The sequence below is a fragment of the Micromonospora kangleipakensis genome (genome assembly GCF_004217615.1).
GTDB classification, from domain to species: Bacteria; Actinomycetota; Actinomycetes; order Mycobacteriales; family Micromonosporaceae; genus Micromonospora; species Micromonospora kangleipakensis.
Genome location: NZ_SHLD01000001.1, coordinates 6,297,793 through 6,323,660 on the forward strand (window position 1 = coordinate 6,297,793; position 25,868 = coordinate 6,323,660).

At 73.5% G+C, this 25,868-nt stretch carries 25 protein-coding genes; 19 read left to right on the top strand and 6 right to left on the bottom strand.

The features are described 5' to 3' along the window. Nucleotides 1-36: 36 nt before the first annotated feature. A complete protein-coding gene (tnpB, locus tag EV384_RS29975; protein ID WP_242624362.1) occupies nucleotides 37-1,452 on the top strand; it encodes an IS607 family element RNA-guided endonuclease TnpB in 1,416 nt (471 codons plus the stop codon). Nucleotides 1,453-1,462: 10 nt separating this feature from the next. Here tnpB and gcvT read toward each other — a convergent pair whose 3' ends face one another. Continuing rightward, nucleotides 1,463-2,593 carry a glycine cleavage system aminomethyltransferase GcvT gene (gene gcvT / locus EV384_RS29980; protein WP_130338613.1) on the bottom strand — a complete coding sequence of 377 codons (1,131 nt, stop codon included), beginning with the start codon at nucleotides 2,591-2,593 and terminating at the stop codon, nucleotides 1,463-1,465. Nucleotides 2,594-2,755: 162 nt separating this feature from the next. Here gcvT and EV384_RS29985 point away from each other — a divergent pair, with 162 nt between their 5' ends. Next, nucleotides 2,756-4,327, top strand: coding sequence for a leucyl aminopeptidase (locus EV384_RS29985; RefSeq protein ID WP_130338615.1), 1,572 nt, complete (start codon nucleotides 2,756-2,758; stop codon nucleotides 4,325-4,327). Nucleotides 4,328-4,390: 63 nt separating this feature from the next. Here EV384_RS29985 and EV384_RS29990 read toward each other — a convergent pair whose 3' ends face one another. Then, complete coding sequence (locus tag EV384_RS29990; protein WP_130338617.1) at nucleotides 4,391-4,720, bottom strand: hypothetical protein; 330 nt, start codon at nucleotides 4,718-4,720, stop codon at nucleotides 4,391-4,393. A gap of 141 nt (nucleotides 4,721-4,861) precedes the next feature. Between EV384_RS29990 and lpdA the strand changes: the two genes are divergently transcribed. Together lpdA and sucB are read left to right on the top strand one after the other, a co-directional pair. Then, nucleotides 4,862-6,289 carry a dihydrolipoyl dehydrogenase gene (gene lpdA, locus EV384_RS29995; RefSeq protein WP_207232511.1) on the top strand — a complete coding sequence of 476 codons (1,428 nt, stop codon included), beginning with the start codon at nucleotides 4,862-4,864 and terminating at the stop codon, nucleotides 6,287-6,289. A gap of 67 nt (nucleotides 6,290-6,356) precedes the next feature. Next, nucleotides 6,357-8,177, top strand: coding sequence for a 2-oxoglutarate dehydrogenase, E2 component, dihydrolipoamide succinyltransferase (gene sucB, locus EV384_RS30000; protein WP_130338621.1), 1,821 nt, complete (start codon nucleotides 6,357-6,359; stop codon nucleotides 8,175-8,177). 66 nt (nucleotides 8,178-8,243) lie between these two features. Here the strand turns inward: sucB and EV384_RS30005 are convergent, their stop codons facing one another. After that, nucleotides 8,244-9,191: an SDR family NAD(P)-dependent oxidoreductase gene (locus EV384_RS30005; protein WP_130338623.1), complete on the bottom strand. Its 948-nt coding sequence runs from the start codon at nucleotides 9,189-9,191 to the stop codon at nucleotides 8,244-8,246. A gap of 148 nt (nucleotides 9,192-9,339) precedes the next feature. On the opposite strand from EV384_RS30005, the gene EV384_RS30010 reads away from it, so the two are divergent. The 5 genes from EV384_RS30010 (at nucleotide 9,340) to EV384_RS30030 (ending at nucleotide 13,977) form a co-directional block, all read left to right on the top strand. Next, on the top strand, nucleotides 9,340-9,918 hold the full coding sequence (locus EV384_RS30010) for a TetR/AcrR family transcriptional regulator (RefSeq protein WP_130338624.1): 579 nt from the start codon (nucleotides 9,340-9,342) through the stop codon (nucleotides 9,916-9,918). 44 nt (nucleotides 9,919-9,962) lie between these two features. Further along, nucleotides 9,963-11,294: a low temperature requirement protein A gene (locus tag EV384_RS30015; RefSeq protein WP_130338626.1), complete on the top strand. Its 1,332-nt coding sequence runs from the start codon at nucleotides 9,963-9,965 to the stop codon at nucleotides 11,292-11,294. Between the two features lie 155 nt (nucleotides 11,295-11,449). Beyond that, nucleotides 11,450-11,980, top strand: coding sequence for a hemerythrin domain-containing protein (locus EV384_RS30020; RefSeq protein ID WP_207232512.1), 531 nt, complete (start codon nucleotides 11,450-11,452; stop codon nucleotides 11,978-11,980). After that, nucleotides 11,977-12,870, top strand: a complete 894-nt coding sequence (locus EV384_RS30025; protein ID WP_130338628.1) for an oxidoreductase — start codon at nucleotides 11,977-11,979, stop codon at nucleotides 12,868-12,870. The genes EV384_RS30020 and EV384_RS30025 overlap by 4 nt, the downstream gene beginning before the upstream one ends. 183 nt (nucleotides 12,871-13,053) lie before the next feature. Next, the gene (locus EV384_RS30030; RefSeq protein ID WP_130338630.1) at nucleotides 13,054-13,977 is read left to right on the top strand and encodes a TIGR03621 family F420-dependent LLM class oxidoreductase; all 924 of its coding nucleotides are present in this window, start codon (nucleotides 13,054-13,056) and stop codon (nucleotides 13,975-13,977) included. A 74-nt stretch (nucleotides 13,978-14,051) separates the two neighbouring features. Here EV384_RS30030 and EV384_RS30035 read toward each other — a convergent pair whose 3' ends face one another. Then, on the bottom strand, nucleotides 14,052-14,291 hold the full coding sequence (locus EV384_RS30035) for a winged helix-turn-helix domain-containing protein (RefSeq protein ID WP_130338632.1): 240 nt from the start codon (nucleotides 14,289-14,291) through the stop codon (nucleotides 14,052-14,054). Nucleotides 14,292-14,613: 322 nt separating this feature from the next. Here EV384_RS30035 and EV384_RS30040 point away from each other — a divergent pair, with 322 nt between their 5' ends. From EV384_RS30040 to EV384_RS30060, 5 genes are all read left to right on the top strand, one after another. Then, nucleotides 14,614-14,901, top strand: a complete 288-nt coding sequence (locus tag EV384_RS30040) for a hypothetical protein (RefSeq protein ID WP_242624363.1) — start codon at nucleotides 14,614-14,616, stop codon at nucleotides 14,899-14,901. Beyond that, nucleotides 14,898-15,161: a hypothetical protein gene (locus tag EV384_RS30045; protein WP_130338636.1), complete on the top strand. Its 264-nt coding sequence runs from the start codon at nucleotides 14,898-14,900 to the stop codon at nucleotides 15,159-15,161. The genes EV384_RS30040 and EV384_RS30045 overlap by 4 nt, the downstream gene beginning before the upstream one ends. Beyond that, nucleotides 15,158-15,466, top strand: coding sequence for a hypothetical protein (locus EV384_RS30050; protein ID WP_242624364.1), 309 nt, complete (start codon nucleotides 15,158-15,160; stop codon nucleotides 15,464-15,466). Before EV384_RS30045 ends, EV384_RS30050 begins: the two co-directional genes overlap by 4 nt. Further along, nucleotides 15,456-15,962: a DinB family protein gene (locus tag EV384_RS30055; RefSeq protein ID WP_130338638.1), complete on the top strand. Its 507-nt coding sequence runs from the start codon at nucleotides 15,456-15,458 to the stop codon at nucleotides 15,960-15,962. Before EV384_RS30050 ends, EV384_RS30055 begins: the two co-directional genes overlap by 11 nt. Nucleotides 15,963-16,097: 135 nt before the next feature. Then, entirely contained in the window at nucleotides 16,098-16,997 is a 900-nt protein-coding gene (locus EV384_RS30060) for a TIGR01777 family oxidoreductase (RefSeq protein ID WP_130338640.1), read from the top strand. A gap of 14 nt (nucleotides 16,998-17,011) precedes the next feature. On the opposite strand, the gene EV384_RS30065 is transcribed toward EV384_RS30060, so the two are convergent. Further along, entirely contained in the window at nucleotides 17,012-18,223 is a 1,212-nt protein-coding gene (locus EV384_RS30065; RefSeq protein ID WP_130338642.1) for an extracellular catalytic domain type 1 short-chain-length polyhydroxyalkanoate depolymerase, read from the bottom strand. A 192-nt stretch (nucleotides 18,224-18,415) separates the two neighbouring features. Between EV384_RS30065 and EV384_RS30070 the strand changes: the two genes are divergently transcribed. Genes EV384_RS30070 through EV384_RS30080 form a run of 3 tightly spaced genes read left to right on the top strand, consistent with a single transcriptional unit; the run spans nucleotide 18,416 to nucleotide 21,336 of the window. Then, a complete protein-coding gene (locus tag EV384_RS30070) occupies nucleotides 18,416-20,239 on the top strand; it encodes a DUF6311 domain-containing protein (RefSeq protein ID WP_130338644.1) in 1,824 nt (607 codons plus the stop codon). Between the two features lie 52 nt (nucleotides 20,240-20,291). Next, nucleotides 20,292-20,939: a lipoyl(octanoyl) transferase LipB gene (lipB, locus tag EV384_RS30075; protein ID WP_130338646.1), complete on the top strand. Its 648-nt coding sequence runs from the start codon at nucleotides 20,292-20,294 to the stop codon at nucleotides 20,937-20,939. 4 nt (nucleotides 20,940-20,943) lie between these two features. Further along, on the top strand, nucleotides 20,944-21,336 hold the full coding sequence (locus tag EV384_RS30080) for a VOC family protein (protein WP_130338648.1): 393 nt from the start codon (nucleotides 20,944-20,946) through the stop codon (nucleotides 21,334-21,336). A 43-nt stretch (nucleotides 21,337-21,379) separates the two neighbouring features. Here EV384_RS30080 and aspS read toward each other — a convergent pair whose 3' ends face one another. After that, nucleotides 21,380-22,666, bottom strand: a complete 1,287-nt coding sequence (aspS, locus tag EV384_RS30085; protein WP_130338650.1) for an aspartate--tRNA(Asn) ligase — start codon at nucleotides 22,664-22,666, stop codon at nucleotides 21,380-21,382. 390 nt (nucleotides 22,667-23,056) lie between these two features. Here aspS and lipA point away from each other — a divergent pair, with 390 nt between their 5' ends. Next, entirely contained in the window at nucleotides 23,057-24,103 is a 1,047-nt protein-coding gene (lipA, locus tag EV384_RS30090) for a lipoyl synthase (RefSeq protein WP_207232513.1), read from the top strand. Nucleotides 24,104-24,163: 60 nt separating this feature from the next. After that, nucleotides 24,164-25,846 (top strand): DUF423 domain-containing protein, encoded by a 1,683-nt coding sequence (locus tag EV384_RS30095; RefSeq protein ID WP_130338654.1) that lies wholly within the window; start codon nucleotides 24,164-24,166, stop codon nucleotides 25,844-25,846. The last annotated feature ends 22 nt before the right edge of the window (nucleotides 25,847-25,868 follow it).

Sequence of the window (25,868 nt, forward strand, 5' to 3'; positions counted from 1 at the left end):
TGTGGCGTTTGTGGTTGCGGGTTTATGTCATACCGGGTGGTTACGGTGCTGGGCGTGGCGCACCGGGAGCGGTTGGGTGTGGTGCAGGCGTACCGGTTCGCGTTGGACCTGACGCCCCGACAGGAGCGGGCGGTGTTGGCTCACGCTGGGGCGGCGCGGGTGGCGCACAACTGGGCGCTGGCCCGGGTGAAGGCGGTGATGGATCAGCGGGCCGCCGAACGCACTTATGGCATCGACGAGGTGGACCTGACCCCGACGCAGGGCTGGTCGCTGCCCGCGCTGCGTAGAGCGTGGAATCAGGCGAAGTCCGATGTGGCGCCGTGGTGGGCCGAGTGTTCGAAGGAGGCGTTCAACACGGGCCTGGACGCCCTGGCCCGGGGGTTGAAGAACTGGTCGGACTCCCGCACCGGTAAGCGTGCCGGGCGGCGGGTGGGGTTCCCGCGTTTCAAGTCCCGGCGCCGCTCGACACCGTCGGTGCGGTTCACCACCGGGGCCATCCGCGTCGAGCCGGACCGTAGGCATGTGGTGTTGCCCCGGCTGGGCCGGTTGAAGCTGCACGAGTCCGCTCGTAAGCTCGCCCGCCGGCTGGAGGCGGGCACCGCCCGGATCGTGTCGGCGACGGTGCGCCGCGACGGTGGCCGCTGGTACGTGGCGTTCTGCGTCGACGTCGACCGCGCCGCACGCACTCCACACCAGCCACAACTGGTGGTCGGCGTAGACCTGGGCGTCAAGCATCTGGCGGTGCTGTCCACCGGTGAGCTGGAGCCCAACCCGCGCTACCTGGACGCCGCCGCCCGCCGGATGCGGCGGCTGGCCCGGCGCGTCTGTCGCCGGGTCGGCCCTGACCGGCGCACCGGCCGACGGGCGTCGAAGCGGTGGGAACGGGCGCGCGCCCGGCTCGGCCGGGCGCATGCCCGGGTCGCTCATCTGCGCCGTGACGGTCTGCACAAGCTGACCACCCGGCTCGCCCGCGAGTACGGCACCATCGTGGTGGAAGACCTCAACGTGGCGGGGATGCTCGCCAACCGGCGGCTGGCGCGGCGTATCGCTGATGCCGGGTTCGCCGAGCTGCGGCGGCACCTGGCCTACAAGGCGGGGTGGAATGGCGGGCGGCTGGTGGTGGCCGACCGGTGGTATCCATCCTCGAAGACCTGCTCGGGCTGCGGCGCGGTGAAAACCAAACTCGCCCTGTCCGAGCGCACCTACACCTGCACCACGTGCGGCCTCGTCCTGGACCGGGACGTCAACGCCGCACGGAACCTGGCCGCGCTGGCGGCCGCCGTCGCCGGGAGTGGCTCGGAGACGCGAAACGGACGTGGAGCCGACCGTAAGACCCCGCTCGCGGGGCTGGTGGCCGTGAAACGTCAACCCGGCACCGCCAAAGCGGGTAACACCGGGACCGTCCCACCGCAAGGTAGGACATCCGATCATGAGCTCACCTACGCATCATGAAAGGAAACGGTTACTTGACCGAGGGGGTGACGAAGGGGGGGCGGGTGACGGTCATCTGGGCGCGGCGGCCGCGGATGTCGACCTCGACGAGGTCGCCGTCGGCCAGCTTCGGGTCGGTGTCCAGCAGGGCCAGGGCGATGCCCTGCTTGCGGGTCGGGGAGAAGGTGCCGCTGGTGATGGTGCCGACCCGGGTGTCACCGGCGTAGACCGCCATGCCGGGGCGCGGGATGGCCCGGTCGACCGCCACCAGGCCGCGCAGCGTACGGCGGGGGCCGGCGGCCTTCTCGGCGAGCAGCACGTCCCGGCCCCAGAAGGCCGGCTTGTCCCAGCCGACCGCCCAGCCGGAGCGGCCCTGCACCGGGGTGATCTCCAGCGACAGGTCCTGCCCGTGCAGCGGGTAACCCATCTCGGTGCGCAGGGTGTCCCGGGCGGCCAGGCCGCAGGCCCGCAGCTCGTACGCCGCCCCGGCGGCGAAGAGCGCGTCCCAGACGGCGACCGCGTGCTCCGCCGGCACGACCAGCTCGTAGCCCAGCTCGCCGGTGTAGCCGGTGCGGCACACCGTCAGCCCCACCCCGTCCAGGGTGGCGGTGGAGAAGCTCATGTAGCCGTGCTCGGTGGGCAGCCCCAGCGCGCCGAGCAGCTCCGCCGAGCGCGGCCCCTGCACCGCCAGCACCGCGTACGCCTCGTGCTCGTCGCTGACCTCGATCCCGGTCGGCGCGGCCGCGCGCAGCCGGCGGACCACCTCGGCGGTGTTCGCCGCGTTCGGGATCAGGAAGACGTGGTCGTCGGCGTGCAGGTAGGCGATGATGTCGTCCACCACGCCGCCGGTGGCGTCGTCGCAGCAGAGCGTGTACTGCGCCTGGCCGGGGCCGATCCGGCCGAGGTCGTTGCTGAGGCAGGCGTTGACGAAGTCCGCGGCGCCCGGCCCGGTGATCCGCGCCTTACCCAGGTGCGAGACGTCGAAGACGCCCACGCCGGTACGGACCGCCGTGTGCTCCTTGAGCACGCCGCCACCGGCGTACTCCAGCGGCATCTCCCAGCCCCCGAACGGGGCGAACTTGGCACCGAGAGCGGTGTGCCGCTCGTGCAGCGGGGAACGGCGCAGCCGGGTCGCGGCGGCGTCGGAGGTCACGTCGGTCATGGGTGGCAACTTACCGGGGCCTGAACGGCTCGTTAGCATCGGCGGGACCCGTCAGGACGATCGGCGGGACGCACCCGACGTCCGGCGGGTAGGTTGCCGCCGGAGACCTTCATCGCCGGTACGCGACCCCGCGACCGGCCCGGCCCGCCCGGAGTAGCTTCAGTGACATCGCCCAGCACCACCCTGAGCCTGGTCGACACCGACCCCGCCGAACTCGCCGTCGACGCCATCGTGATCGGCGTGCACAGCCAGACCGGAGGGCAGGACGCCACCAGCGGACCCGCCGGCAACCTGCTGCTGGCCAGCGGCGCGGAGAGCATCGCCGCCGCGTTCGACGGCAAGCTGACCGAGACGCTGGCGCTGCTCGGCGCTACCGGCGGCCCCGGCGAGGTGATCAAGCTGGCCACGCTGGGCACCGTCACCGCCCCGCTGGTCGCCGCCGTCGGCCTCGGCCCGGAGCCGACCGGCGCCGCCCCGGCCCCGGAGACCCTGCGCCGGGCCGCCGGCGCGGCGGTGCGGGCCCTCGCCGGCGCGCCCCGGGTGGCGCTGACGCTGCCGCTGCCGGACGACGCCGACGCCCCGGCCGCGCTGCGCGCGGTCGCCGAGGGCGCGCTGCTCGGCGGGTACCGGTTCGCCGGCTACAAGACCAAGCCGCAGCCGGCCCGGCGGGAGCCGGTGACCGAGGTGCTGGTCGCGGTGCCGGACGCCGGCGACGCGACCGCCCAGGCGGAGATCACCCGGGCGCAGACGGTGGCCGACGCGGTCCGGCTCAGCCGCGACTGGGTGAACACCGCCCCGAACGAGCTGCGCCCGCCGTCGTTCGCCGACGCGGTGGCGAGCGCCGCCCGGGACGCCGGCCTCGGCGTCGAGGTGCTGGACGAGGCGGCCCTGAAGGCCGGCGGGTACGGCGGCATCCTCGCGGTCGGGCAGGGCTCGGAGGCCCCGCCGCGGCTGGTCAAGCTGACCTACACCCCGGCGGGCGGTGGCTCCGGCAAGCGGGTGGCGCTGGTCGGCAAGGGCATCACCTTCGACACCGGCGGCATCTCGATCAAGCCGGCGCAGGGCATGTGGGAGATGAAGTCCGACATGGCCGGCGCGGCGGCGGTCGGCGCGGCCATGCTGGCGATCGCGGCGCTCAAGCCCTCCGTGGCGGTGACCGGGTACCTGCCGATGGCGGAGAACATGCCGTCGGGCACGTCGTACCGGCCGGGCGACGTGATCACCATGTACAGCGGCAAGAAGGTCGAGGTGCTCAACACCGACGCCGAGGGCCGGATGATCCTCGCCGACGGCATCGCGCGGGCCTGCGAGGACGGCGCGGACTACCTCTTCGAGACCTCCACCCTCACCGGCGGCCAGGTCATCGCGCTGGGCAAGAAGATCGCCGGCGTGATGGGCACCCCGGAGCTCTGCGAGCGGGTGAAGGCCGCCGGCGAGGCGACCGGCGAGCCGGCCTGGCCGATGCCGCTGCCGGACGACGTCCGCAAGGGCATGGACTCCGACGTCGCGGACATCTCGCAGGTCAACGCCGGGATGGACCGGGCGGGTCACATGCTCCAGGGCGGCGTCTTCCTGCGCGAGTTCGTCACCGACGAGGTCGCCTGGGCGCACATCGACATCGCCGGGCCGGGCTACCACTCGGGCGAGGCCACCGGCTACTGGACCAAGGGCGGCACCGGCGTCCCGGTCCGCACCCTGGTGCACCTGGTCGAGGACGTCGCCGCCAACGGCTGACGGGTACCGGACAGCACGACGGGGCGCCCCCTGCGCGGGGGCGCCCCGTCCGCGTTCCCGGCCTCAGAACAGCTCGGGGCGGCGCTTGCGGCGTTCGTTGTAGTCGCGCATCCGTTGCGGGTAGCCCATCAGGCGGACGTCGTAGATCGGGATGGCCAGCCGGTGGGCGAAGCGGCGCGCGCCCTCCGGGCCGTCGATCCGCCGCCGGGTCCATTCGCCGTCGTCGGCGATCAGCATGACCGTGGTCTCGGTGACCGTCGTCCGCGGCTCGATGTACGCCTCGACCCCCCGCCGGGTCCGGGCGAAGTTTTCCAGATGGTCCAGGTCGGCGCGGTCGGCAACCCGGTCCCGGCTCGCCACGCTCGTCCGCTTCCGTCGACGGAACAACCCCACCGGACCCTCTCCTCCCCCGTGCACCATCGAAGACGGTGCCAAGAGTACGTGTCCACGACGTGTCGTTGGGCACCTCACTACGCGCCCTCGCGCTCGGAGTGACAAGATGACCGAGGTGGGGTCTGTCCGTGTCACCCCGCCATGACCCCCCGATGCAGCGACGCGACCTGGGAGTTGGACGTGAGCGAGCCGAACGAAGCGACCTTCGACATCGTCATTCTCGGAGGTGGCAGCGGCGGCTACGCGGCGGCGCTGCGTGCCGCCCAGCTGGACCTCTCCGTCGCGCTGATCGAGAAGGGCAAGCTCGGCGGGACCTGCCTGCACAACGGCTGCATTCCGACCAAGGCGCTGCTGCACGCGGCCGAGATCGCCGACCAGACCCGTGAGTCGGAGCAGTTCGGCGTCAAGGCCGAGCTGGTCGGCATCGACATGGCGGCGGTCAACTCGTACAAGGACGGCGTGATCTCCCGGCTGTACAAGGGCCTGCAGGGCCTGGTCGGCGGCGCCAAGAACATCACCTTGGTGGCGGGCGCCGGCAAGCTGGTCGGCAGGAACGTCGTCGAGGTGGACGGCAAGCGCTACACCGGCCGCAACGTCATCCTGGCCTCCGGCTCGTACGCGAAGAGCCTGCCCGGCCTGGAGATCGACGGCGAGCGGATCATCACCAGCGACCACGCGCTGACCCTGGACCGGGTCCCCTCGTCGGTGATCGTGCTCGGCGGCGGCGTGATCGGCGTCGAGTTCGCCAGCGTCTGGAAGTCCTTCGGCGTGGACGTGACCATCGTCGAGGCGCTGCCCCGCCTGGTCGCCGCCGAGGACGAGGAGTCGTCGAAGGCGCTGGAGCGGGCGTTCCGCAAGCGGAAGATCAACTTCAAGGTCGGCAAGCCGTTCGAGAAGGTCGAGAAGACCGAGAGCGGCGTCAAGCTGACCATTCAGGGCGGCGAGACCGTCGAGGCCGAGCTGCTGCTGGTGGCCGTCGGTCGCGGCCCGAACACCGCCAACCTCGGGTACGAGGAGCAGGGCGTCAAGATGGACCGCGGCTACGTGCTGACCGACGAGCGGCTGCGCACCAGCGTGCCGAACGTGTACGCGGTCGGCGACATCGTGCCCGGCCTGCAGCTCGCCCACCGCGGCTTCCAGCAGGGCATCTTCGTCGCCGAGGAGATCGCCGGCCAGAACCCGGCCGTGATCGACGAGGCCGGCATCCCGCGGGTCACCTACTCCGACCCGGAGCTGGCGTCGGTCGGCCTGACCGAGGCGAAGGCCAAGGAGCAGTACGGCGACAAGGTCAAGACCTACAACTACAACCTCGGTGGCAACGGCAAGAGCCAGATCCTCAAGACGGCTGGCTTCGTGAAGCTGGTCCGGATCGAGGACGGTCCGGTGGTCGGCGTGCACATGGTCGGCGCCCGGGTCGGCGAGCTGGTCGGGGAGGCGCAGCTCATCTACAACTGGGAGGCGTACCCGGCCGAGGTCGCGCAGCTCGTGCACGCCCACCCCACGCAGACCGAGGCCCTGGGCGAGGCGCACCTGGCCCTCGCCGGCAAGCCGCTGCACGCGCACGCCTGATCACGACAACCGCGGCGTCCGGCGACGGGCGATGATCCCACCAGGGGAATGAAGGAGTCTGGAGAACATGCCGGTATCGGTCACCATGCCCCGGCTCGGCGAGAGCGTCACCGAGGGCACCGTCACGCGCTGGCTCAAGCAGGAGGGCGACACCGTCGAGGTCGACGAGCCGCTCCTCGAGGTCTCGACCGACAAGGTCGACACCGAGATCCCGTCGCCCGCGGCGGGGGTGCTGAGCCGCATCGTGGTCGGTGAGGACGAGACCGCCGAGGTCGGCAGCGAGCTGGCCGTCATCGCGGGCGAGGGCGAGGCGGCCGGCGCGGCCGCCCCGGAGCCGCAGGAGGCCCCGGCCGCGGAGGCCGCCGCGGAGCCGCAGGTTGAGGCGGAACAGCCGGCCGTCGAGGAGCCGGCGGCCCAGGCCGCCCCGGCGCCGTCGGGCGAGGGCACCCCGGTGAAGATGCCGGCCCTGGGTGAGAGCGTCACCGAGGGTACGGTCACCCGCTGGCTCAAGCAGGTCGGCGAGACCGTCGAGGTGGACGAGCCGCTGCTGGAGGTCTCCACCGACAAGGTCGACACCGAGATCCCCTCGCCGGTCGCCGGCACCGTGCTGGAGATCAAGGTCGCCGAGGACGAGACCGCCGAGGTCGGCGCCGACCTGGCGATCATCGGCGCGGCCGGCGCCGCGCCGGCCAAGCCGAAGGCGGAGCCCAAGCCGGAGCCGAAGGCCGAGGCGAAGCCCGAGCCGAAGCCGGAGCCGAAGGCCGAGGCCGCCCCGGAGCCGAAGGTCGAGGAGCCGACCCCGGGCATGTCGTACAACCAGCCGGCGGCCGAGGCGGAGACCGCCGCGCAGCCGGTGCAGGCCGAGCAGGCGGCCCAGCCGGCCGCGCCGACCCCGACCCCGCAGCGCCCCTCCGCCCCGGCGCAGGGCGCCGGCGAGGAGGCGGCCGGCTACGTGACCCCGCTGGTGCGCAAGCTCGCCAGCGAGCACGGCGTGGACCTCTCCTCGGTCAACGGCACCGGCGTCGGCGGGCGGATCCGCAAGCAGGACGTGCTGGAGGCGGCCGAGAAGGCCAAGGCGGCCAAGGCCGCGCCGGCCGCGCAGCCGGCCGCCGCTGCCGCTCCGGCGGCCCCGGCCAAGCCGGCCGCCAAGCCGCAGCCGAGCAGCAAGCGGGGCACCACCGAGAAGCTGACCCGGATCCGCGGGGCCATCGCCAAGCGGATGCAGGAGTCGCTGCACGAGATGGCGCAGCTCACCACGGTGATCGAGGTGGACGTCACCAAGATCGCCAAGCTGCGGGCGCAGGCGAAGGACTCCTTCCAGCAGCGGCACGGGGTGAAGCTGTCCTTCCTGCCGTTCTTCGCCCTCGCCACCGTCGAGGCGCTGCAGACGCATCCGATCGTCAACGCCCGGATGGACCTGGCGGCGGGGACGATCACCTACCCGGACTCGGAGCACCTCGGCATCGCCGTGGACACCGAGCGGGGGCTCCTGGTGCCGGTCATCCACAACGCCGGCGACCTCAACCTGGGCGGCATCGCCAAGCGGGTCGCCGATCTGGCCGAGCGCACCCGGACCAACAAGATCAGCCCGGACGAGATCGCCGGGGCGACCTTCACGCTGACCAACACCGGCAGCCGGGGCGCCCTCTTCGACACCCCGATCGTGCCGTCACCGCAGTCGGCGATGCTCGGCACGGGTGCCGTGGTGAAGCGTCCGGTCGTGGTCAACGACCCGGAGCTGGGCGAGGTCATCGCGGTCCGGCAGATGGTCTACCTGGCCCTGTCCTACGACCACCGGCTGATCGACGGCGCGGACGCCGCCCGCTTCCTGGTCGCGGTCAAGGAGCGGCTGGAGGCCGGCAACTTCGAGGCCGAGCTGGGCCTGTAACACCCGCGCGAAAGAGGGCGCCCCGGTCATCTCGACCGGGGCGCCCTTTCGCCGTTTCCGGGCCGGTCAGCCGCGCAGGTGCTCCTCGGAGACCTGCCAGAGCCGCTCGGCGGCCTCCGGGTCCCGGGCGTACGGGGCGTACCCGGTGCGGGTGCCGGGCTGGTTCGGCCCGGCCTCCTGGACGTCCTCGAAGTACCGCCCGCCGACGCCGTCGAGCAGCGGGGACGCGGCGACCAGCACCGAGGTCGCGGCGCCCTGTTCGGTGTTCTTCCAACTGGGCGTCGTCCCGCCCCCGCTCTCGGCGCGCAGCCGGGCGAGGTCCTCCTCGCTGACGTAGCGCTGGAGGTTGGTCCGGATCGCGCCCGGCATCAGGGCGTTGCTGAGGATGCCGTCGTCCGCCCAGCGCCGGCTGACCTCGACGGCGAAGAGCACGTTCGCCGTCTTGGACTGCCCGTACGCCGCCCAGGGCTCGTACGGCCGCTGTTGGAAGTGGATGTCCTCGAACATCACGGGTGAGCGCAGGTGCGCCGACGAGCTGACCGAGACGATCCGGGCCCCGTCGGCCGCCGCGAGGGCCGGGCGCAGCCCGGTGGCCAGGGCGAAGTGGCCCAGGTGGTTGGTGGCGAACTGCATCTCCCAGCCCTGCGGGGTGCGCATCTCGGGCGAGGCCATGATGCCGGCGTTGTTGACCAGCATGTGCAGTGGCCCGTCCCAGGTCCGGACGAAGGCGGCCACCGAGGCCAGGTCGGCGAGGTCCAGCGGGGCCACCAGGATCCGGTCGTTGCCGGTGGTGCCGGTGATGTCGGTGGCGGCCTGCTGACCGGCGTCGACGTTGCGTACGGCGAGCGTGACGTCGGCCCCGGCGGCGGCGAGCGCGCGGGCGGTCTCCACGCCGATCCCGGACGCGCCGCCGGTGACGACGGCCCGGCGCCCGGTGAGGTCGATGCCGCGCACCACCTCAATGGCGGTGGTCTCCCGGGAGTACGGCGTGCTGACGGGTGTGCTGGTGGTCATGATCCATCCTTGTCGGTGGCGACGCGGACGCCCGGTCCGGCCGCTACGATGAGAATCGGAGGATCCTCCGTTACGTCTCGAGACTAACCGGAGGCTTCTCCGCTTGCCAACCCGACCGCGCCTCGGCCGGTCGCCCGGAGGAGGAGACGTGCCCGACACCAGCCCCCGACCGCTGCGCGCCGACGCGCTGCGCAACCGGCAGCGGCTGCTGGACGCCGCGGTACGCGCGTTTTCCCACGCCGGGCCGGAGGTAACACTCGACTCGATCGCCCGGGAGGCCGGGGTCGGCATCGGCACCCTCTACCGGCATTTCCCCACTCGGGAGGCCCTGGTCGAGGCGGCCTACCGCAACGAGCTGGCCAAGCTCTGCGACGCCGCGCCGGAGCTGCTGGCCAGCCTGCCGCCGGACCAGGCGGTACGCGCCTGGATGGACCGTTTCATCGACTATCTCTCCACGAAGCGGGGCATGGCGGACGCCCTGAGGCTGGTCATCGCCTCCGGCGCCAACCCGTACGCGCAGAGCCGGGACCGGCTGATCGCCGCGCTCGGCCTGCTGCTGGAGGCGGGCGGCGCGGCGGGCACCGTCCGGGCCGACGTCGCGCCCACTGATGTGCTGGCCGGCCTCAGCGGGGTCTCCCTGGTCGCCGGCGAGCCCGACCAGCGCGAGCAGGCCGGCCGCCTGCTCGACCTGCTGATGGACGGCCTGCGGCGCCACGCCACCGGCTGAGCGGTTTCAAGCCGGAGCCGTCCGGGCGCTGGGAGACTCGACCAGTGAGCGGCAAACGGCGGCGCGGAGGGTTGGGGCCGGCCGTCGCCATCGCCCCCGGCGCGCGGGTGGACCGCTTCGAGGTCTTCTTCGACCTGGTCTTCGTCTTCTCGTTCTTCATCATCACCCGGGCCACCGCCCTGGACATCAACGGCACCAACCTGCTGCACGCCCTGCTGGTCCTCGCCGTGCTCTGGTGGTCGTGGGTGGTGCACAGCCTGGTCGCCACCCGGGTCCGGCTGGGCGAAGGCTTCGTTCCGGTGCTGATGGTGGCCGGGATGGCCGCGCTCTTCACCTTCGCGCTGGCGCTGCCGCAGGCCTTCCGGGACCCCGGGGAGAACGCGGCCGGGCCGATGGTGGCGGCGGGCAGCTACGTGGTCATCCGCGCCGTGCACCTGGCCCTCTACCTGCACGTCGTGCGGGACAGCCCGAACGAGCGCCGGCAGTTGCGCCGCTTCGCCCCGGAGCTGGTGCTGAGCACCTTCCTGCTGCTCCTCGCCGCCCTGATCCCGGCGCAGATCCAGGAACCGGGCCGGGCCGCCCTGGTCCGCGACGGGCTCTGGGCGACGGTGGTGCTGCTGCAGTACTCCACCGGGCTCATCGCGGGCACCTGGGGCTGGAACGTCACGTCCGCCGAGCACTGGACCGAGCGGTACGACCTCATCCTGATCATCGCCCTGGGCGAGTCGGTCATCTCGGTCGGCGTCGGCAGCAACCTGCTCGGTCAGCCGCCGACCTGGCCGGCCGTCGCCGCCGCCGTCCTCGGCATCGTCTTCACCGCCGCCCTGTGGTGGGTGCACTACGACTGGGTGGGGCCGGCCGCCCGGATCGCCCTCCACGCCGCCGAGGGACGCCCCCGGGTGGCGATGGCCCGGGACGCGTACGCCTACTTCTACCTGCCGATGATCGCCGGGATCATCCTGTTCGCCCTGGGCGCCGAGCGGATCGTGCACGAGATCGCCGATCCGCACGTTCCGCTGGAACAACGCGCGGACGGTCCCGGCGTGGCGCTGCTCTTCGGTGGGGTGATCTGCTATCTCTGCGGCAACATGCTGTTCCAGCTCCGCACCCTGCACACGGTCACCTGGCTCCGGGTGGGCACGGTGCTGCTGCTCGGGGCGTGCATTCCGGTCGGCCAACGCCTGCCGGGGCTGGCCGCCCTCACCCTGCTGACCGTCATCTGCGTCGGGCTGGTGGCGCTGGAGGTGCTGACCATGGGCGAGAGCCGGGACGCGCTGCACGCGGTCGTCGCCCAGGAACGGACCACCCACGAGGCGCGCGAGGCGGCCTTTCGGGCCCGCTGGCACGAGCGGGAGTCCGACGAGCCTTCGACGTGACCCGGAGCCGCCCGCCATGGCCACCATGGCGGTGGTGCGGGCGCGGCGGGGGGCAGCCGGCCCGGGGCGGGACGCGTAAACTCGCCGCCAGCGTCGCGGTGCGCCCGGCACGAAGACCGCCGTGGGCATGGAGGCGCGGGACAGCAGGGGACCATGTGCACCCATCCCACGAGCCGAACGGGCGGCTGACCGCCCTCGGCAACCAGTTGATCGAGATCCACCTCTGGCTCCGCGAGGAGCTGGCCCGGCTCCGGACGAGCCTCGACTCCCCCGGCGCCGACCTCCGGTCGTCCCCGGACCTGCGCGCCCACTGCCTGGGCTTCTGCGCCGCACTCACCCGCCACCACGGCGGCGAGGACGGCGGCGCGTTCCGGGTCCTCGCCGAACGGGAGCCGGCGCTGCGCCCGGTCCTCGCCGAGCTGGCGGAGGACCACCAGGTGGTGGCGGGCATCCTGCGCCGGATCGAGGAGCTGACGGCCGACCCGACCGCCGGCCGGGAGGTCCGCGCCGAGCTGGACGGCCTCGCCGCGCTGCTGGAGTCGCACTTCAGCTACGAGGAGAAGAAACTGGTCGCCGCGCTCAACGCGGTGAACCGGGAGGCGGGCGACACCGTGGAACTGCTCGGCGTCCCGCTGCCCGACGAGGGGGCGCCGACCATGGATCCGAGGGGGACGGGGAGACGATGACCACCGACACGATCACCGCCGCGGCGGCGGGCACCTGGCGCCTGGGCGACCTGACGGTCAACCGGATCGGCTTCGGCGCGATGCGGCTGACCAGCAGGGCCGACGGCGGCCCGAGCGACCGGGACCGGGCGATCGCCGTCCTGCGCCGGGCGGTCGAGCTGGGCGTCAACCACATCGACACGGCGGCGTTCTACTTCTCGCCGCTGCGGTCGGCCAACGAGCTGATCAACCGGGCGCTGGCGCCGTACCCGGACGATCTGGTGATCGTCACCAAGGTCGGGCCGGGCAGGGACCCGTCCGGCGAATGGCTGCCGATGGCCCGGCCGGACCAGCTCCGCGGCCAGGTCGAGGAGAATCTCCGTCAGCTCGGCCGCGACCACCTGGACGTGGTCAACCTCCGGGTGTACGGCCCGGAGCCCCTCGCCGAGCACTTCGGCGCGCTCGCCGAGCTGCGCGACGCCGGATTGATCCGCCACCTCGGCGTCTCCGCCATCCGCCCGCACCAGCTCGCCGAGGCGCAGGCCGTCGCGCCGGTGGTCTGCGTGCAGAACTCGTACGGCCTGGGCTACCGCGCCGGCAACGACCAGCTGCTCCGCGAGTGCGCGGCGGAGGGCATCGCGTTCGTGCCGTTCTTCTCGCTCGCCACCAGCGGGCGCGAGGCCGGGGCCAGCGGCGCCGAGCACGACGAGGTGCGGGCCGTCGCCCGGGAGCACGGGGTGACCCCGGCCCAGGTCCGGCTGGCCTGGACGCTGCACCGGGGCCCGAACGTGCTGGCCATCCCGGGCACCGGCGACCCGGAGCACCAGGCGCAGAACGTGGCGGCCGGCGCGCTGCGCCTCTCCCCCGACGACCTGGCCCGTCTGGAGGCCGTGCACCGGTCCGCCGGTTAGGCCTCGGCGTCGGGTGCCCGGCGGCCCCTCCCGGCCGTCGGGCGGCCCCGGCGGCCCGGGCAGGACGACTTCCGCCGCAGGACGCGGGCGGGCGCCCGGTGGGTCGCGGCTCGGGATTCGCCGGTCAGCAGAATCGGTGGGTCCGGGCTGGCCGCCGTGCCGTCAACGCCGGATGCTGGGCCGATGGTGATCTTCTCCGTCCAGGCCCGTCCCGCCGACGCGGCGAGCTGGCTCGACCTGGCTCGCCGGGCCGAGGCCGCCGGCTTCGACGCCCTGCTGGCCTCGGACCACCCCGGCCACGGCGCGTCGCCGTTCGTCTCGCTGGCCGCCGCGGCGGCGGTGACCTCCACGCTCGGCCTCGGCTCGTACGTCTCCAACGCCGGCGTCCGCGAGCCGATCCTGCTCGCCACCGACGTGGCCACCCTGGACGTGGTCTCCGGCGGCCGGGCCCGGCTCGGGCTCGGCGCGGGCCACACCCCCGCCGAGTGGCGGGCAGTCGGCCGCGAGCGGCCCGACGTCGCCGCCCGGGTACGCCGCTGCGTGGCCGTCGCGGAGGCCGTCCGGGACCTGCTGGCCGGCGCGGAGGTCACCGTGGACACCCCGGAACTGGTCGCCCACGCGGCCAAGCTGGGCGGGCTGCGGCCCGTCCAGGGCCGGGTCCCGCTGACCATGGGTACGGCGAACTCGACGCTGCTGCGCTGGGCCGGCGCGCACGCCGACGTGGTCGGCCTGACCGGCTTCGGCCGGACCCTCGCCGACGGGCACGCGCACGACGTGCGGTGGCGGGCCGACCAGATCGACGCGCAGCTCGCGCACGTGGCGGCCGGAGCCGCCGGCCGGGCCGAGCCGCCCGCGCTGGAGGCCCTGGTCCAGCAGGTGGCGGTGACCGACGACGCCGAGGCCGCCGCCGCGAAGACGGCCGCCGACACCGGCCTGACCGTCGCCGAGCTGCTGGCCACCCCGTTCGTCCTGATCGGTACGGCGGAGGAGATCGTCGCGGCGGTCGCGGCACACCGGCGCCGCTGGGGCATCACCCGCTTCGTGGTACGCGCCGACGCCGTCGACGCGCTGGCCCCGCTGCTCCCCCGCCTGGCGGCGCTGACCTGACCCGGCGCGCACCCGGTTGTGCCAGCGAGCGATATGACTGTCAGGCATATTTATCACTGACAGGCATATCGCTCTCAGGACTGGTGCTGCCCGTCCGGCCGCTCGGCGACGAACACCCCGACGCCGTGCACACCCTCGACAACGCCCTGCATCTGGAGCACGAGGATGGCCTGACGCACGACACCGGCTGACACACCGTGCTCATCCTTGAGCTGGGCCGTTGACGGCAGCTTGTCGCCGGGTGCGAGTTGTCCGGACGCAATCTGTTCGCGGATGTGATCCGCAAGCTGCGCCCACTTGGCTTTGGCGGGCATGTTGACTCCCTGGTCTGCACCGCCATTCGATCACAACACACTTTACGAGACAAGTAAGGACCAGTTCGTTGACTTTACTAGTCTTGTCTGACAAAGTTCGACCTGACCGGCTCCCTGGTCTGCAAACCCGGAGCTGGTCGCCCTGTGAAACCACCCGGCCGGCCACTCCCCCGGTAGTCGGCCGGGTGCCACCCCCTGCCCGTGACCTGGTGTCGGCGGGCCCGTGAGCAGGCCCGGGGCGGGTGCCGGGCTCCGGCAGCACATTGCCGACCCCGCCCGTCTCGGCGCCGCCCGACGAGAGAGGCGGAGCAGCGTGCAGCCTGTGGTCGACCAACCGGTGGACGCGGTGGAGAAGGTGCTCGGCGAGTTGCCGGTGCCGTGGTTCGTCACGGCGGAGGACGTCCGGCTCGCCGTCCGGGCGGTGGTGGTGCACGCCCCAGAAGCCTGGCCGACCGGTCCGCTGTGCCGCAGCGACCGGACCCCGTACCCCTGCCTGCTGCACCGTTGGGGGCGGCGGGTGCTGCGGTCGCGCGGCCTTCCCGACGAGGTGGTTGACGAGCTGGTGGCGCGCGGCGACCAGCAGGCGCGCGTACCGGATCGGCGGCGATGATGTGGCCGCGACGGAACGCGAAGCCGGTGCCGCTCGCGCCCCGCCACCGGCGGACCTGGCGGGGCGGGCGGCGCTGGTGCTCGTGCGGCCTGCGCTGGGCCGCCTGCCCCGACCGGCATGCCCCGGTACCGACCGAGCCGCCCGCCCCGCCGGCGAACACCCGCTCGTGGGACGAGGCGACCCGGGCGAACCCGCAGGTCGGCCGGGTCGGCCGGCTCACCCCGGCGCAGACCTGGCGGGCCAACGGCGGCCGCTGGTGAGCGGGCCGCCGCACGTGGCGCTGCGCCCGCTCTGGCTCTGCCGGGCCTGCGCCGCCCCCTGGCCGTGCGCGACCGCCCGCCTCACGCTGCTCCGGGAGTACGCCGACGACCGGGTGACGCTGCTGGTCTACCTGGGCGGGATGCTGCACGACGCGGCCGGCCAGCTACCCAGGCTGAGCCCGCACGACGGCCCGGAGCCGGGACAGCTCTTCGACCGCTTCCTCGGCTGGGCGGTCCCTCGCCGGTCGCCGCGCGGGGCTGTCCACGACCCGGGACTCGCCTACGATCGCACAAATGATCGATGAACGGTTCGAGCTGCCGCCCACGGCGGACGAACGCACGCTGCTGGACACCTTCCTCGACTACCAGCGCCAGGCGCTGGTGCGGAAGTGCGCCGGGCTGACCGACGAGCAGCTTCGCCAGCGGGCGGTGCCGTCGTCCAACCTCTCCCTGCTCGGCCTGGTCCGGCACCTGGCCACGGTCGAGCGGTGGTACTTCCAGGCGGTGATCGACGGGAACTTCCCCGGCAGCCTGTTCACCCGCACCGACGATCGGGACGAGGACTTCAACGACGTCGACCACGCCACCGGCGAGGAAACCTTCGCGATCTGGCGGGCTGAGGTCGAGGCGTCCCGGCGGATCGCCGCCGACCGTCCGCTGGAGGCTGTCGGCCAATCCTTCGACGCCGGCCGGGAGCACTCACTGCGCTGGGTGCTCAACCACATGATCGACGAGTACGCCCGGCACCTCGGCCACGCCGACATCATCCGGGAGGCGATCGACGGCCAGACCGGCGAGTGAGGCGCTGATTCATCCACGTCATCAGCTTCATAGCGCACGAGCAGGCATCTTCTCGCCGGCGGTCGGCGGCGAAAGCGCGGCGGCCGGTTTCGGTGCAACGCATCCAAGCCGGGGTCGGTGGCCGAAGATATGGTCATGCGGATCCTCATGGCCGGTTCGTCCGGCTTCCTCGGCACCCGGCTGGTCGACCGGCTCACCTCGGACGGGCACCAGGTCACCCGACTGGTCCGACGGCCGGCGCGGACCCCCGACGAGCGGCAGTGGACCCCGTCCGCCGCGCAGCTCGACCCGGCGGTGGTCGCCGAGGCCGACGCGGTGGTCAACCTGGCCGGCGCCGGGGTCGGCGACAAGCGTTGGAGCGACGACTACAAGAAGCTGATCCGGTCCAGCCGGGTGGACACCACCACCACGCTGGCCATCACCATCGCCGGGCTGCCCGCCGCGGACCGGCCCTCGGTACTGCTCAACTCCTCCGCCATCGGCTGGTACGGCGACACCGGCGACCGGACGGTCGAGGAGGACGCCCCGGCGGGCGAGGGCTTCCTCGCCGACGTCTCCCGGGTCTGGGAGGCCGCCACCCGGCCGGCCGAGGACGCCGGGGTACGCGTGGTGCGGCTGCGCACCGGGCTGCCGCTGCACCGCGACGGCGGGATGCTCCAGCCGCAGCTGCGCCCGATCAAGCTGGGCCTCGGCGGGCGGCTGGGCAGCGGTCGGCAGTGGTGGTCCTGGATCTCGCTGCGCGACTGGCTGGACGCGGCGGCGTTCCTGCTGGACGGGGACTACATCGCCGGCCCGGTCAACGGGGTCGGCCCGGACCCGGCCACCAACGCCGACTTCACCCGGGAGCTGGCCCGCCAGCTGCACCGCCCGGCGATCATCCCGGTCCCCGCGCTGGCCCTGAAGGTGGCCCTCGGCGGCTTCGCCCAGGACATCCTCACCAGCACCCGCGTCCTCCCCGGCGTCCTCACCAAGGCCGGCTTCAAGTACCGCCACCCGGACCTCCGCTCCGCCCTGCACGCCGCGTTGACGGAGTGAGCGCACAGCCGGAATCAGCAGCCGATGACCCAGTAGCTGGGGCCGGTCTGCTTGAGGGTGCTGGTGTAGAAGGTGTTGTACAGGCCCATGTTCTGGTTGCTGCCGAGGGCGTAGGCGTAGCCGCCGGACTGGTAGGCGCGGCCGGCGGTCACGTGCGCGTAGTTGCTGGCGGTGACGCAGACCGGGGAGGCCGTCGGCGTCGGGGACGCCGTCGGGCTGGGGCTGGCGGTCGCGGTCGGGGTCGGCGTGACCCCGCCGTTCAGGCCGAAGAAGAGCGCGTCCCGGTACGTCGAGCAGATGGTGTCCAGGAAGTACGACGCGGCGGTGCCGCACTGGTCGGTCGCCGAGCCCGGGTCGACCGGGGTGCCGTGCCCCATCCCGGAGACCCGGTAGAGGCGGACCGCGTCGTTGCCGTACACCTCCAGGCTGGTGCCGGCGGGCAGCGAGGCCGTGCTGGTCGGGGTCTGCGAGACGCCGAGCACGTTGGTCCACTGGTCGCGCGACTCGGTGGCGTTCAGCGGCACGACGGTGGTGTCGGAGGTGCCGTGCCAGATGGCGACCCGGGGACGCCGGCCGGTGTAGCCGGAGTGCGCGTTGCGGACCAGGTCGCCCCAGGCCGCCGGGGTCTTGTCCACCCCGCTGTACTGGCAGGTGCTGGTCGACGCCGGCGGCGAGCAGCGGTAGGGCAGCCCGGCGATGACCGAGCCGGCGGCGAAGACGTCGGGGTAGGTGGCGAGCATGACCGAGGTCATCGCGCCGCCCGCGGAGAGTCCGCTGATGTGGATCCGGTTGCCGTCCAGGCCGTAGTTGGACTTCGCGTAGTCGACCATCTGCCTGATCGACAGCGCCTCGCCCTGGCCTCGGTTGATGTCCCCCTCGGTGAACCAGTTGAAGCAGCTCAGCGACTGGTTGGCCGACGACTGCTGGGGCACGATCAGGGCGAACTTCCACAGGTCGGCGTACTTCTGCCAGCCGGAGTTGGCGAAGTAGCCGGCGGCGTTCTGGGTGCAGCCGTGCAGCAGCACCACGGCCGGCGCGTTGGCCGGCAGGCCGTCCGGGCGGTAGGCGTACATGCTCAGGTTGCCGGGGTTGGAGCCGAAGCCGGTCACCTGGGTGAGGGTGGCGGCCTGGGCGGGGACGGCGGCGGCGAGCGCGGCGGCCGCGGCCAGCACGACCGCGGTGGCCGCCCCGGCGAGCCGGGTGCGGAGGGATGAGGAGCGGCGCACGGCGACCTCCTGGTGGCGGATTGTGAACTGAGTCACCCCCGAGTTGCCGAGACGTTACGTCGGTGTTTCACCTCGCCGACATGGCCGAGGCAACCACATTTGTCGATGCCGGGATATGGCCGGAGCAGACGTGGCGAAGTGAGGTTTCGTGTCTGACCGGTGGGTCCGGGTCAGGTTGGTAACGTCCGCTGCGTGCCGATCTCCCCGTCCCTGGCCACGGACCCGTCGCCCGGCTCCGTGCCCGTCACCCGGGACCGCCGCGCCGACCTGATCGTGGCGCTGGCCGCGCTGGCCCTGGCGTTCTGGGTGACCAGCGGCATGTGGCGCGACCCGAGCACCCGGGCGATCACCGTCAACTCCAGCGACCAGGCGCTCTTCGAGTGGCTGCTGGCCTTCGGCGGGCACTCGCTCACTCACGGGGAGAACCCGCTCTTCACCCACCTGATCAACGTCCCGGACGGGGTGAACCTCGCGGTCAACACCTCGATCACCGTGTACGCGTGGGTCTTCGCGCCGCTGACGTACCTGATCGGGCCGCCCGCGACCTTCCTGGTGATCCTCACCCTCAACCTGGCCGCCACCGCGCTGGCCTGGTACTGGCTGCTCAGCCGGCACCTGGTGCGCAGCCGGCTGGCCGCCGCGGTCGGCGGGCTCTTCATCGGCTACTGCCCGGCCATGGTGTCGCACGCCAACGCCCATCTGAACTGGACCGCCGGCTGGCTGGTGCCGCTGCTGATCTGGGGCGTGTTCGCGCTGCGCCGTCCCGGCAACGCGGTCCGCGGCGGGGTGCTGCTCGGTGTGCTGGTGGCGGTCGCCTTCTCGATCGCCGCCGAGGGGCTCTTCTTCACCGCCCTCGCGCTCGCCTCGTTCCTCGCCGTCTGGGCGGCGCAGCCGTCCCGCCGGGCCGAGGTGCGCGCCGCGCTGCCGCACTTCCTGCGCGGGCTCGGGGTCACCGCGCTGGTCGCCGGGGTGCTGCTGGCGTACCCGCTCTGGCTGCACTTCGCCGGGCCGCAGCGCTTCCACGGCACCGGCTTCGACCCGCTCATCCACGCCGAGGACATCGCCGCGTACGGGTCGTACCCGCGCCGGTCGCTGGCCGGGTGGGCCGGGCTGGGCACCTCGCTGGCGCCCAACCCGACCGAGGAGAACTCGTTCTTCGGCATCCCGCTGCTGCTGCTCGCCGTCGCCTGCTTCGTCCTGCTCCGGCGGCGCGCCGACCGGGCGTTCCGGGCCACCCTCTGGGCGCTGGCCGTCACCGCGATCGTCTTCGCGGTGCTCTCCTGGGGGCCGACGGCCAAGTGGAACGGCCGGCGCACCGACCAGCTGCTGCCGTTCGGGGTGCTGGACAACCTGCCGGTGGTCAACGCGGCGCTGCCCTCCCGGCTGGCGCTGGTCGTGGCGCCGGTGATCGGGCTGCTGCTGGCGTACACCGTCGACCGGCTGCGCGCCGCGCCGCCCCGGCACCGCTCCACCGAGCTGGCCTGGGCGATCGGCTTCGCCGCCGCGCTGCTGCCGCTGCTGCCCACCCCGCTGCTGACCAGCGTGCGCGAGCCGATCCCGGCGTTCATCACCGCCGGCACCTGGAAGCAGCACGTCTCCCCCGGCGGGGTGCTGACCCCGCTGCCGCTGACCGTCGACGTGACGCCGGACGGCCAGCGCTGGCAGGCGTACGCGCTGGCCCACCGGCAGGGTGAGTTCCGCATCCCGGCCGGCTTCTTCCTCGGCCCCGGCGGCCCGGACGGCCGCGGCCGGATCGGGCCGGTGCCGCGCACCTTCGACTCGCTGATGGACCAGGCCGGGCGGACCGGCCTCGTCCCGATCATCACCGACGGCAGCATCAGGGAGTCCCTGGCCGACCTGCGCTACTGGCACGTCGAGGTGGTGGTGCTGCCCGACCGGGTGCACGGCGCGAAGTACGACATCGACGAGGAGGCCCTCCGCCGCACCGCCACCGCCCTGCTGGGCCCCCCGCAGCGCGTCGACGACGTCTGGCTCTGGAAGGTCCCGCCGGCCTGACGCGACGAGGCTCACGCAGCCCGCCGGCGGTCGGCGGGGCTAGGGTGGACGGGTGAGCGTGACGACTTCCGGTGTGACCGCTGTTCGGGCCGGGCTCCTCGACTACCAGGCCGCCTGGGACGAGCAGCGCCGGCTGCACGAGGCCGTGGTGGCCGGCGAGCAGGGCGACACCGTACTGCTGCTGGAGCACCCCAGCGTCTACACCGCCGGCAAGCGGACCGAGCCGTGGGACCGCCCGATGGACGGCACCCCGGTGGTCGACGTGGACCGCGGCGGCAAGATCACCTGGCACGGGCCGGGGCAGCTCGTCGGCTACCCGATCGTCAAGCTGCCCGACCCGGTGGACGTGGTCGCCTACGTGCGCCGCACCGAGCAGCTGCTGATCGACGTCTGCGCCGAGTTCGGGCTGACCGCCGGCCGGGTCGAGGGGCGCAGCGGCGTCTGGGTGCCGGAGGACGACCGCGGCCCGGCCCGCAAGGTCGCCGCCATCGGCATCCGGGTGGCCCGCGGGGTCACCCAGCACGGCTTCTCGATCAACTGCGACTGCGACCTGTCGTACTACGACCGGATCGTCCCGTGCGGCATCCGGGACGCGGGCACCACCTCGCTCACCGCCGAGCTGGGCCGCCCGGTCACCGTCGCCGACGTGCTCCCGGTCGTCGAGCGCCACCTGCCCACCCTCGTCACGCTCGAAGGCTGACCGGGTGCGCATCGATCTGGTCACCCTCGTCGTCGCCGACTACGACTCGGCCATCGACTTCTTCACCGAGGTGCTCGGCTTCGAGCTGGTCGAGGACAAGCCGTCGCTGACCAACGACGGGCGGCCGAAGCGCTGGGTGGTGGTCCGCCCGCCGGGCGGCGGGACGGGGCTGCTGCTGGCCCGCGCCGACGGCGAGCGGCAGGAGGCGGCGGTCGGCGACCAGACGGCCGGCCGGGTCGGCTTCTTCCTCCGGGTCGACGACTTCGAGGCCACCTACCGTCGGATGCGGGAGGCGAACGTCGAGTTCGTGAAGCCCCCGCGCACCGAGCCGTACGGCCGAGTGGCGGTCTTCCGCGACCTCACCGGCAACCCCTGGGACCTCCTCGGCCCCGCCTGACGGCGCGGCGGCCCGCCCGGGTGCGGGCGGACCGCCGGCCGGGTCACGGCGTCAGCCGGTGCAGGTCGCGGGGGAAGGCGGTGACCTCGCGGACGTTGGCCGCGCCGGTGAGGCGGGCGACGAAGCGTTCCAGGCCGATGGCGAAGCCGCCGTGCGGCGGCATGCCGTGCCGGAAGGCGTCCACGTAGCCGGCGTACGGCTCGACCGGCTCGCCGCGCGCGGCGAGGGCGGCGAGGTAGTCGTCGTACCGGTGCAGCCGCTGCCCGCCGGTGACCAGCTCCAGGCCGCGGAAGAGCAGGTCGAACCCGTTGGAGTACGCCGGCCGAGCCGGGTCCGGGTGGGTGTAGAAGGGCCGCTTCGCCATCGGGTACCCGGTGACGAAGAGGAACTCGGAGCCGTGCTCCCGCCGGGCCCACTCCCCCAGCGCCCGCTCGTGGGCCGGGGCGAGGTCCGGCTCGTCGGCCGGCGCCCCGGCGATCTTCAGCGCCTCGGTGAAGTGCACGGCGGGGATCTCGGCCGGCACCTCCGGCGCCTCGATCCCCAGCGTGGCCAGCGCGCCGCCGGCCCGCTCGGTCACCGCGCCGAGCATCCCGGCGAGGGTGTGCCGGAGCACCCGCATCACGTCCCGATGGTCGGCGACGAAGCCCAGCTCGGCGTCGAGCGAGGTGTACTGGGCCAGGTGGCGGACGGTGTCGTGCGGCTCGGCCCGGAACACCGGCCCGACCTCGTAGACCCGCTCGAAGACGCCGACCATGAGCTGCTTGTAGAACTGCGGCGACTGGGCCAGGTACGCGGGCCGGCCGAACCAGTCCAGCGCGAAGACGTTCGCCCCGCTCTCGGTGGACGAGGCCACCACCTTCGGGGTGTGGATCTCGACGAAGTCGCGGGCGTCCAGGGCCGCCCGGAAGCCGGCCACCGCCGCCGCCGAGATCCGCAGCGCCGCCGACCTGGACGGGTGCCGCAGCGCGGTCGGGGCGTTGTCGAGCTGGGTGGGCAGGGTGGCGGTGAGCGCCGGCCGGTACAGGTCGAACGGGGGCGGCACGGCGGGCGGGCTGAGCGGTCGTACCGCCGGGTCGGTCAGCTCGACCCCGGCGGGCGCGGTGTCGTTCGCGACCACCGTGCCGGTGACCTCGACGACGGTTTCCTCGGTGAGCTGCTCGAGCTCGGCGCGGACGGCCGGGTCGGTGACGACCACCTGGGCCAGCCCGGCGGCGTCCCGGACGATCAGGAAGGCCACCGACTTGAGCAGCCGGCGGCGGTGCACCCAGCCGGCGATCCGCACGGTCTCGCCGACATGGGTGGTGAGCTGGGTGGAAAGGATGCGTTGCACGGTGGGCTGCTCCTCGGTCGATCGCAACGCCTTCGCCGCCCTCGGGCGGCGAAGCATCGCCTCAGCCCCGGGAGGTGTGGGCGAGCGGGAACCTCGCGGTGCCACCACACCTTCGCCCCCGCCTGGGCGGGAGCCTCGTTCGTCGCCTGATGACCGGGGCCAGCCGGGCGGGCTCTACTGGGCGCGCGGGCGCGCCGTTCTTCCCGCAGCTCGGGAGGGTCTTCGCGCCCCGGCGCCAGACCGCCTTCCAGCAACCGGCGGCTCTCTGCGCTGGCGGGTCGGTGCGTTACTCGGCTCCGTCACAGCTTTGCCGGGCAGGCTAGCACCGGACCGGGCGGGTGTGACGACGATTTTTCGGCCCTCGGTGTCCGGTGTCACAACATCTGCGGCGTGACGGCGGTCGCCCGACGTTCATCGACGGCCGCCGTCGGGCGTAGGCTCGTTTTTGTGACCATCGAGCACTCCGCGCCGACGACTGAGCAGGCTGCGCGCACCGCGACGGTCGCCCCCGAGGGGCGGCGCATGCTGCGGATCGAGGCGCGCAACGCCGAGACGCCGATCGAGCGCAAGCCGCCGTGGATCAAGGTCAAGGCCAAGATGGGGCCGGAGTACACCCAACTGCGCGGGCTGGTCTCGCGCGAGGGGCTGCACACCGTGTGCCAGGAGGCCGGCTGCCCCAACATCTACGAATGCTGGGAGGACCGGGAGGCCACCTTCCTCATCGGTGGCGACCAGTGCACCCGGCGCTGCGACTTCTGCCAGATCGACACCGGCAAGCCGGCCGAGTTCGACGCCGACGAGCCGCGCCGGGTCGCCGAGTCGGTCGCCGCGATGGGGCTGCGCTACGCCACCATCACCGGCGTCGCCCGCGACGACCTGCCCGACGGCGGCGCCTGGCTCTACGCCGAGACGGTCCGGCAGATCCACGCCCTGCAGTCCGGCTGCGGCGTGGAGCTGCTGATCCCCGACTTCAACGCGGTCCCCGAGCAGCTCGCCGAGGTGTTCAGCTCCCGTCCCGAGGTGCTGGCGCACAACGTCGAGACCGTGCCGCGGATCTTCAAGCGGATCCGGCCGGCGTTCCGCTACGAGCGGTCCCTCGACGTGATCCGGCAGGCCCGCGCCGACGGCCTGGTCACCAAGAGCAACCTGATCCTGGGCATGGGCGAGGAGCGGGAAGAGGTGTCGCAGGCGCTGCGCGACCTGCACGACGCCGGCTGCGAGCTGATCACCATCACGCAGTACCTGCGCCCGTCCCCCCGGCACCACCCGGTGACCCGCTGGGTCAAGCCGGAGGAGTTCGTCGAGCTGCGCGAGGAGGCCGAGGAGATCGGCTTCGCCGGCGTGATGAGCGGCCCGCTGGTCCGCTCGTCGTACCGGGCCGGGCGGCTCTACAAGCAGGCGCTGGAGGCCCGCGAGGGGGTCGTGGCCGCCGGCTGAGGCCGGGGAGATGCCGCGTCACCGGCCGTCCGCCCGTGCCCGGATGCCATGATCACAGGTATGACCGCCGGGGTACGCCAGGAGCCGCGTGGGGCAGTCCGCCCGCGTACGCCCCGGCGTCCCCGGCTGCCGGTGCTGCTCGCCCTGCTCGTCGGCGTCGCCGGGGTCGGCTACCGGCTCGCCCTGCTGCTGGCCGACGCGCCGCCGACCAACAGCGACGAGGCGACGATGGGGCTCGCCGCCCTGCACATCGCCCGCGGGCAGGACTTCCCGGTCTGGTTCTACGGGCAGGCGTACATGGGCACGCTGGAGGCGTACCTGGCCGCGCCGCTGCTCGCACTGACCGGGCCGTCGGTGCTCGCGCTGCGGCTGCCCACCCTCGCGCTCTACGCGCTCTTCCTCCTCCTCGTCTGGCGGCTGACCCGGCGGCTCGGCGGGGACCGCTGGTTCGCCCTGCTGGTCGTCGGCCTCCTCGCGCTCGGCTCCGACCGGATCGTCAAGAACCAGTTGATCGCCGGCGGCGGCTACCCCGAGCTGAACCCGGCCGGCGTCGCGCTGGCCCTGCTCACCCTGGACCTCTGCGCCGGCCGGCCGGGCGCCCGGCTGCCCCGGTGGGCGGCGTGGGGGCTGATCTCCGGGCTGATGCTCTGGGTCGATCCGCTGCTGCTGCCGTACATCGGCGGCACCGGCGCGGTGCTCGTGGCGTGGCGGCGGCGGGAGCTGGCCGGCCGGGCCGGCGTCGTGGCGCTGGCGGCGACCCTGCTCGGCGCGGCGCCGATGCTGCTCGACAGCCTCCGGCACGGGCGGAACCCCTTCGCCGCCGTTCTCTCGGCGAGCGGCGGGGACGCGGCGGCCGGCTGGGGCGAGCGGCTGCACGGCGGGCTCGTGCTGGGACCGCCGCTCGGCATGGGCTTCTGTTCGCCGGGCCACTGTGCCACCTGGCAGCTCTGGTGGGCCGTCGCGCTCCCCGTCCTGCTGCTGCTCGCCGGGCTCTCCGCCTGGCGCGCCCTCCACGCGCCCGCACCGGCCGCCACCTCGTCACCGCCCCACCCACTCCCGCCGTCGGCGTCGGCGTCGGCGTCGGCGTCGGCGTCGGCGTCGGCGTCGGCGTCGGCGCATCCTGCCGTCGGGCGGCGGGCCGCGGCGGCGGTGCGGCTGGCGCTGCTGGTGGGGGCGGTGGCGGTGCTCGGGGCGTACGTGGCGAGCAGTGCCGCCGGGCGGACCCCGGTGGAGAGCGCCCGCTACCTCTCCTGCCTGGCGATCGCCACCCCGGCCCTGCTCTGGCCACTCCGGGCCGCCACGCGGGCCGGCCGCCGGGCCGCCGCCCGGGGCACGGCGGCCGCCGTGCTGGCCGCCATGCTCGGCACGGCGGCATTCGCCACCGCCACCGCCACCGGGGCCGTACCGGCCACCCACGCCGAGGCCGACCGGCACCGCGCGCTGGTCGACACCCTCGACGGGCTGGGGGTACGGCACGCGCGGGCCGGCTACTGGACCTGCAACCGGCTCACCTTCGCCAGCGGCGAGGACGTGGTCTGCGCGGTGGTCGACGACGAACTGCGCCCCGGCTTCGACCGGTACCCCGCGTACCGGCGGGCGGTGGAGGCCGACCCCCGGGCGGCCTGGGTGGCGTCGGACGGCTCGCCACTGGCCGCCCGGCTCGACCAGCGGCTCGGCCCGGACCCCGGCGAGCTGGACGTGGTCACGGTCCAGGGCTGGCGGGTCTACCTCCCCCGCGGCTGACCGCCTGCGCGCGGCTGACCTG

What these genes read in the sequence shown, in the direction of transcription:
- gcvT (WP_130338613.1), bottom strand. Translation starts at nt 2,593, where the DNA reads ATGACCGACGTGACCTCCGACGCCGCCGCGACCCGGCTGCGCCGTTCC.
- lpdA (WP_207232511.1), top strand. Translation starts at nt 4,862, where the DNA reads ATGACCCCCCGATGCAGCGACGCGACCTGGGAGTTGGACGTGAGCGAG.
- sucB (WP_130338621.1), top strand. Translation starts at nt 6,357, where the DNA reads ATGCCGGTATCGGTCACCATGCCCCGGCTCGGCGAGAGCGTCACCGAG.
- EV384_RS30005 (WP_130338623.1), bottom strand. Translation starts at nt 9,191, where the DNA reads ATGACCACCAGCACACCCGTCAGCACGCCGTACTCCCGGGAGACCACC.
- EV384_RS30025 (WP_130338628.1), top strand. Translation starts at nt 11,977, where the DNA reads ATGACCACCGACACGATCACCGCCGCGGCGGCGGGCACCTGGCGCCTG.
- EV384_RS30030 (WP_130338630.1), top strand. Translation starts at nt 13,054, where the DNA reads ATGGTGATCTTCTCCGTCCAGGCCCGTCCCGCCGACGCGGCGAGCTGG.
- EV384_RS30035 (WP_130338632.1), bottom strand. Translation starts at nt 14,291, where the DNA reads ATGCCCGCCAAAGCCAAGTGGGCGCAGCTTGCGGATCACATCCGCGAA.
- EV384_RS30045 (WP_130338636.1), top strand. Translation starts at nt 14,898, where the DNA reads ATGATGTGGCCGCGACGGAACGCGAAGCCGGTGCCGCTCGCGCCCCGC.
- EV384_RS30055 (WP_130338638.1), top strand. Translation starts at nt 15,456, where the DNA reads ATGATCGATGAACGGTTCGAGCTGCCGCCCACGGCGGACGAACGCACG.
- EV384_RS30060 (WP_130338640.1), top strand. Translation starts at nt 16,098, where the DNA reads ATGCGGATCCTCATGGCCGGTTCGTCCGGCTTCCTCGGCACCCGGCTG.
- EV384_RS30095 (WP_130338654.1), top strand. Translation starts at nt 24,164, where the DNA reads ATGACCGCCGGGGTACGCCAGGAGCCGCGTGGGGCAGTCCGCCCGCGT.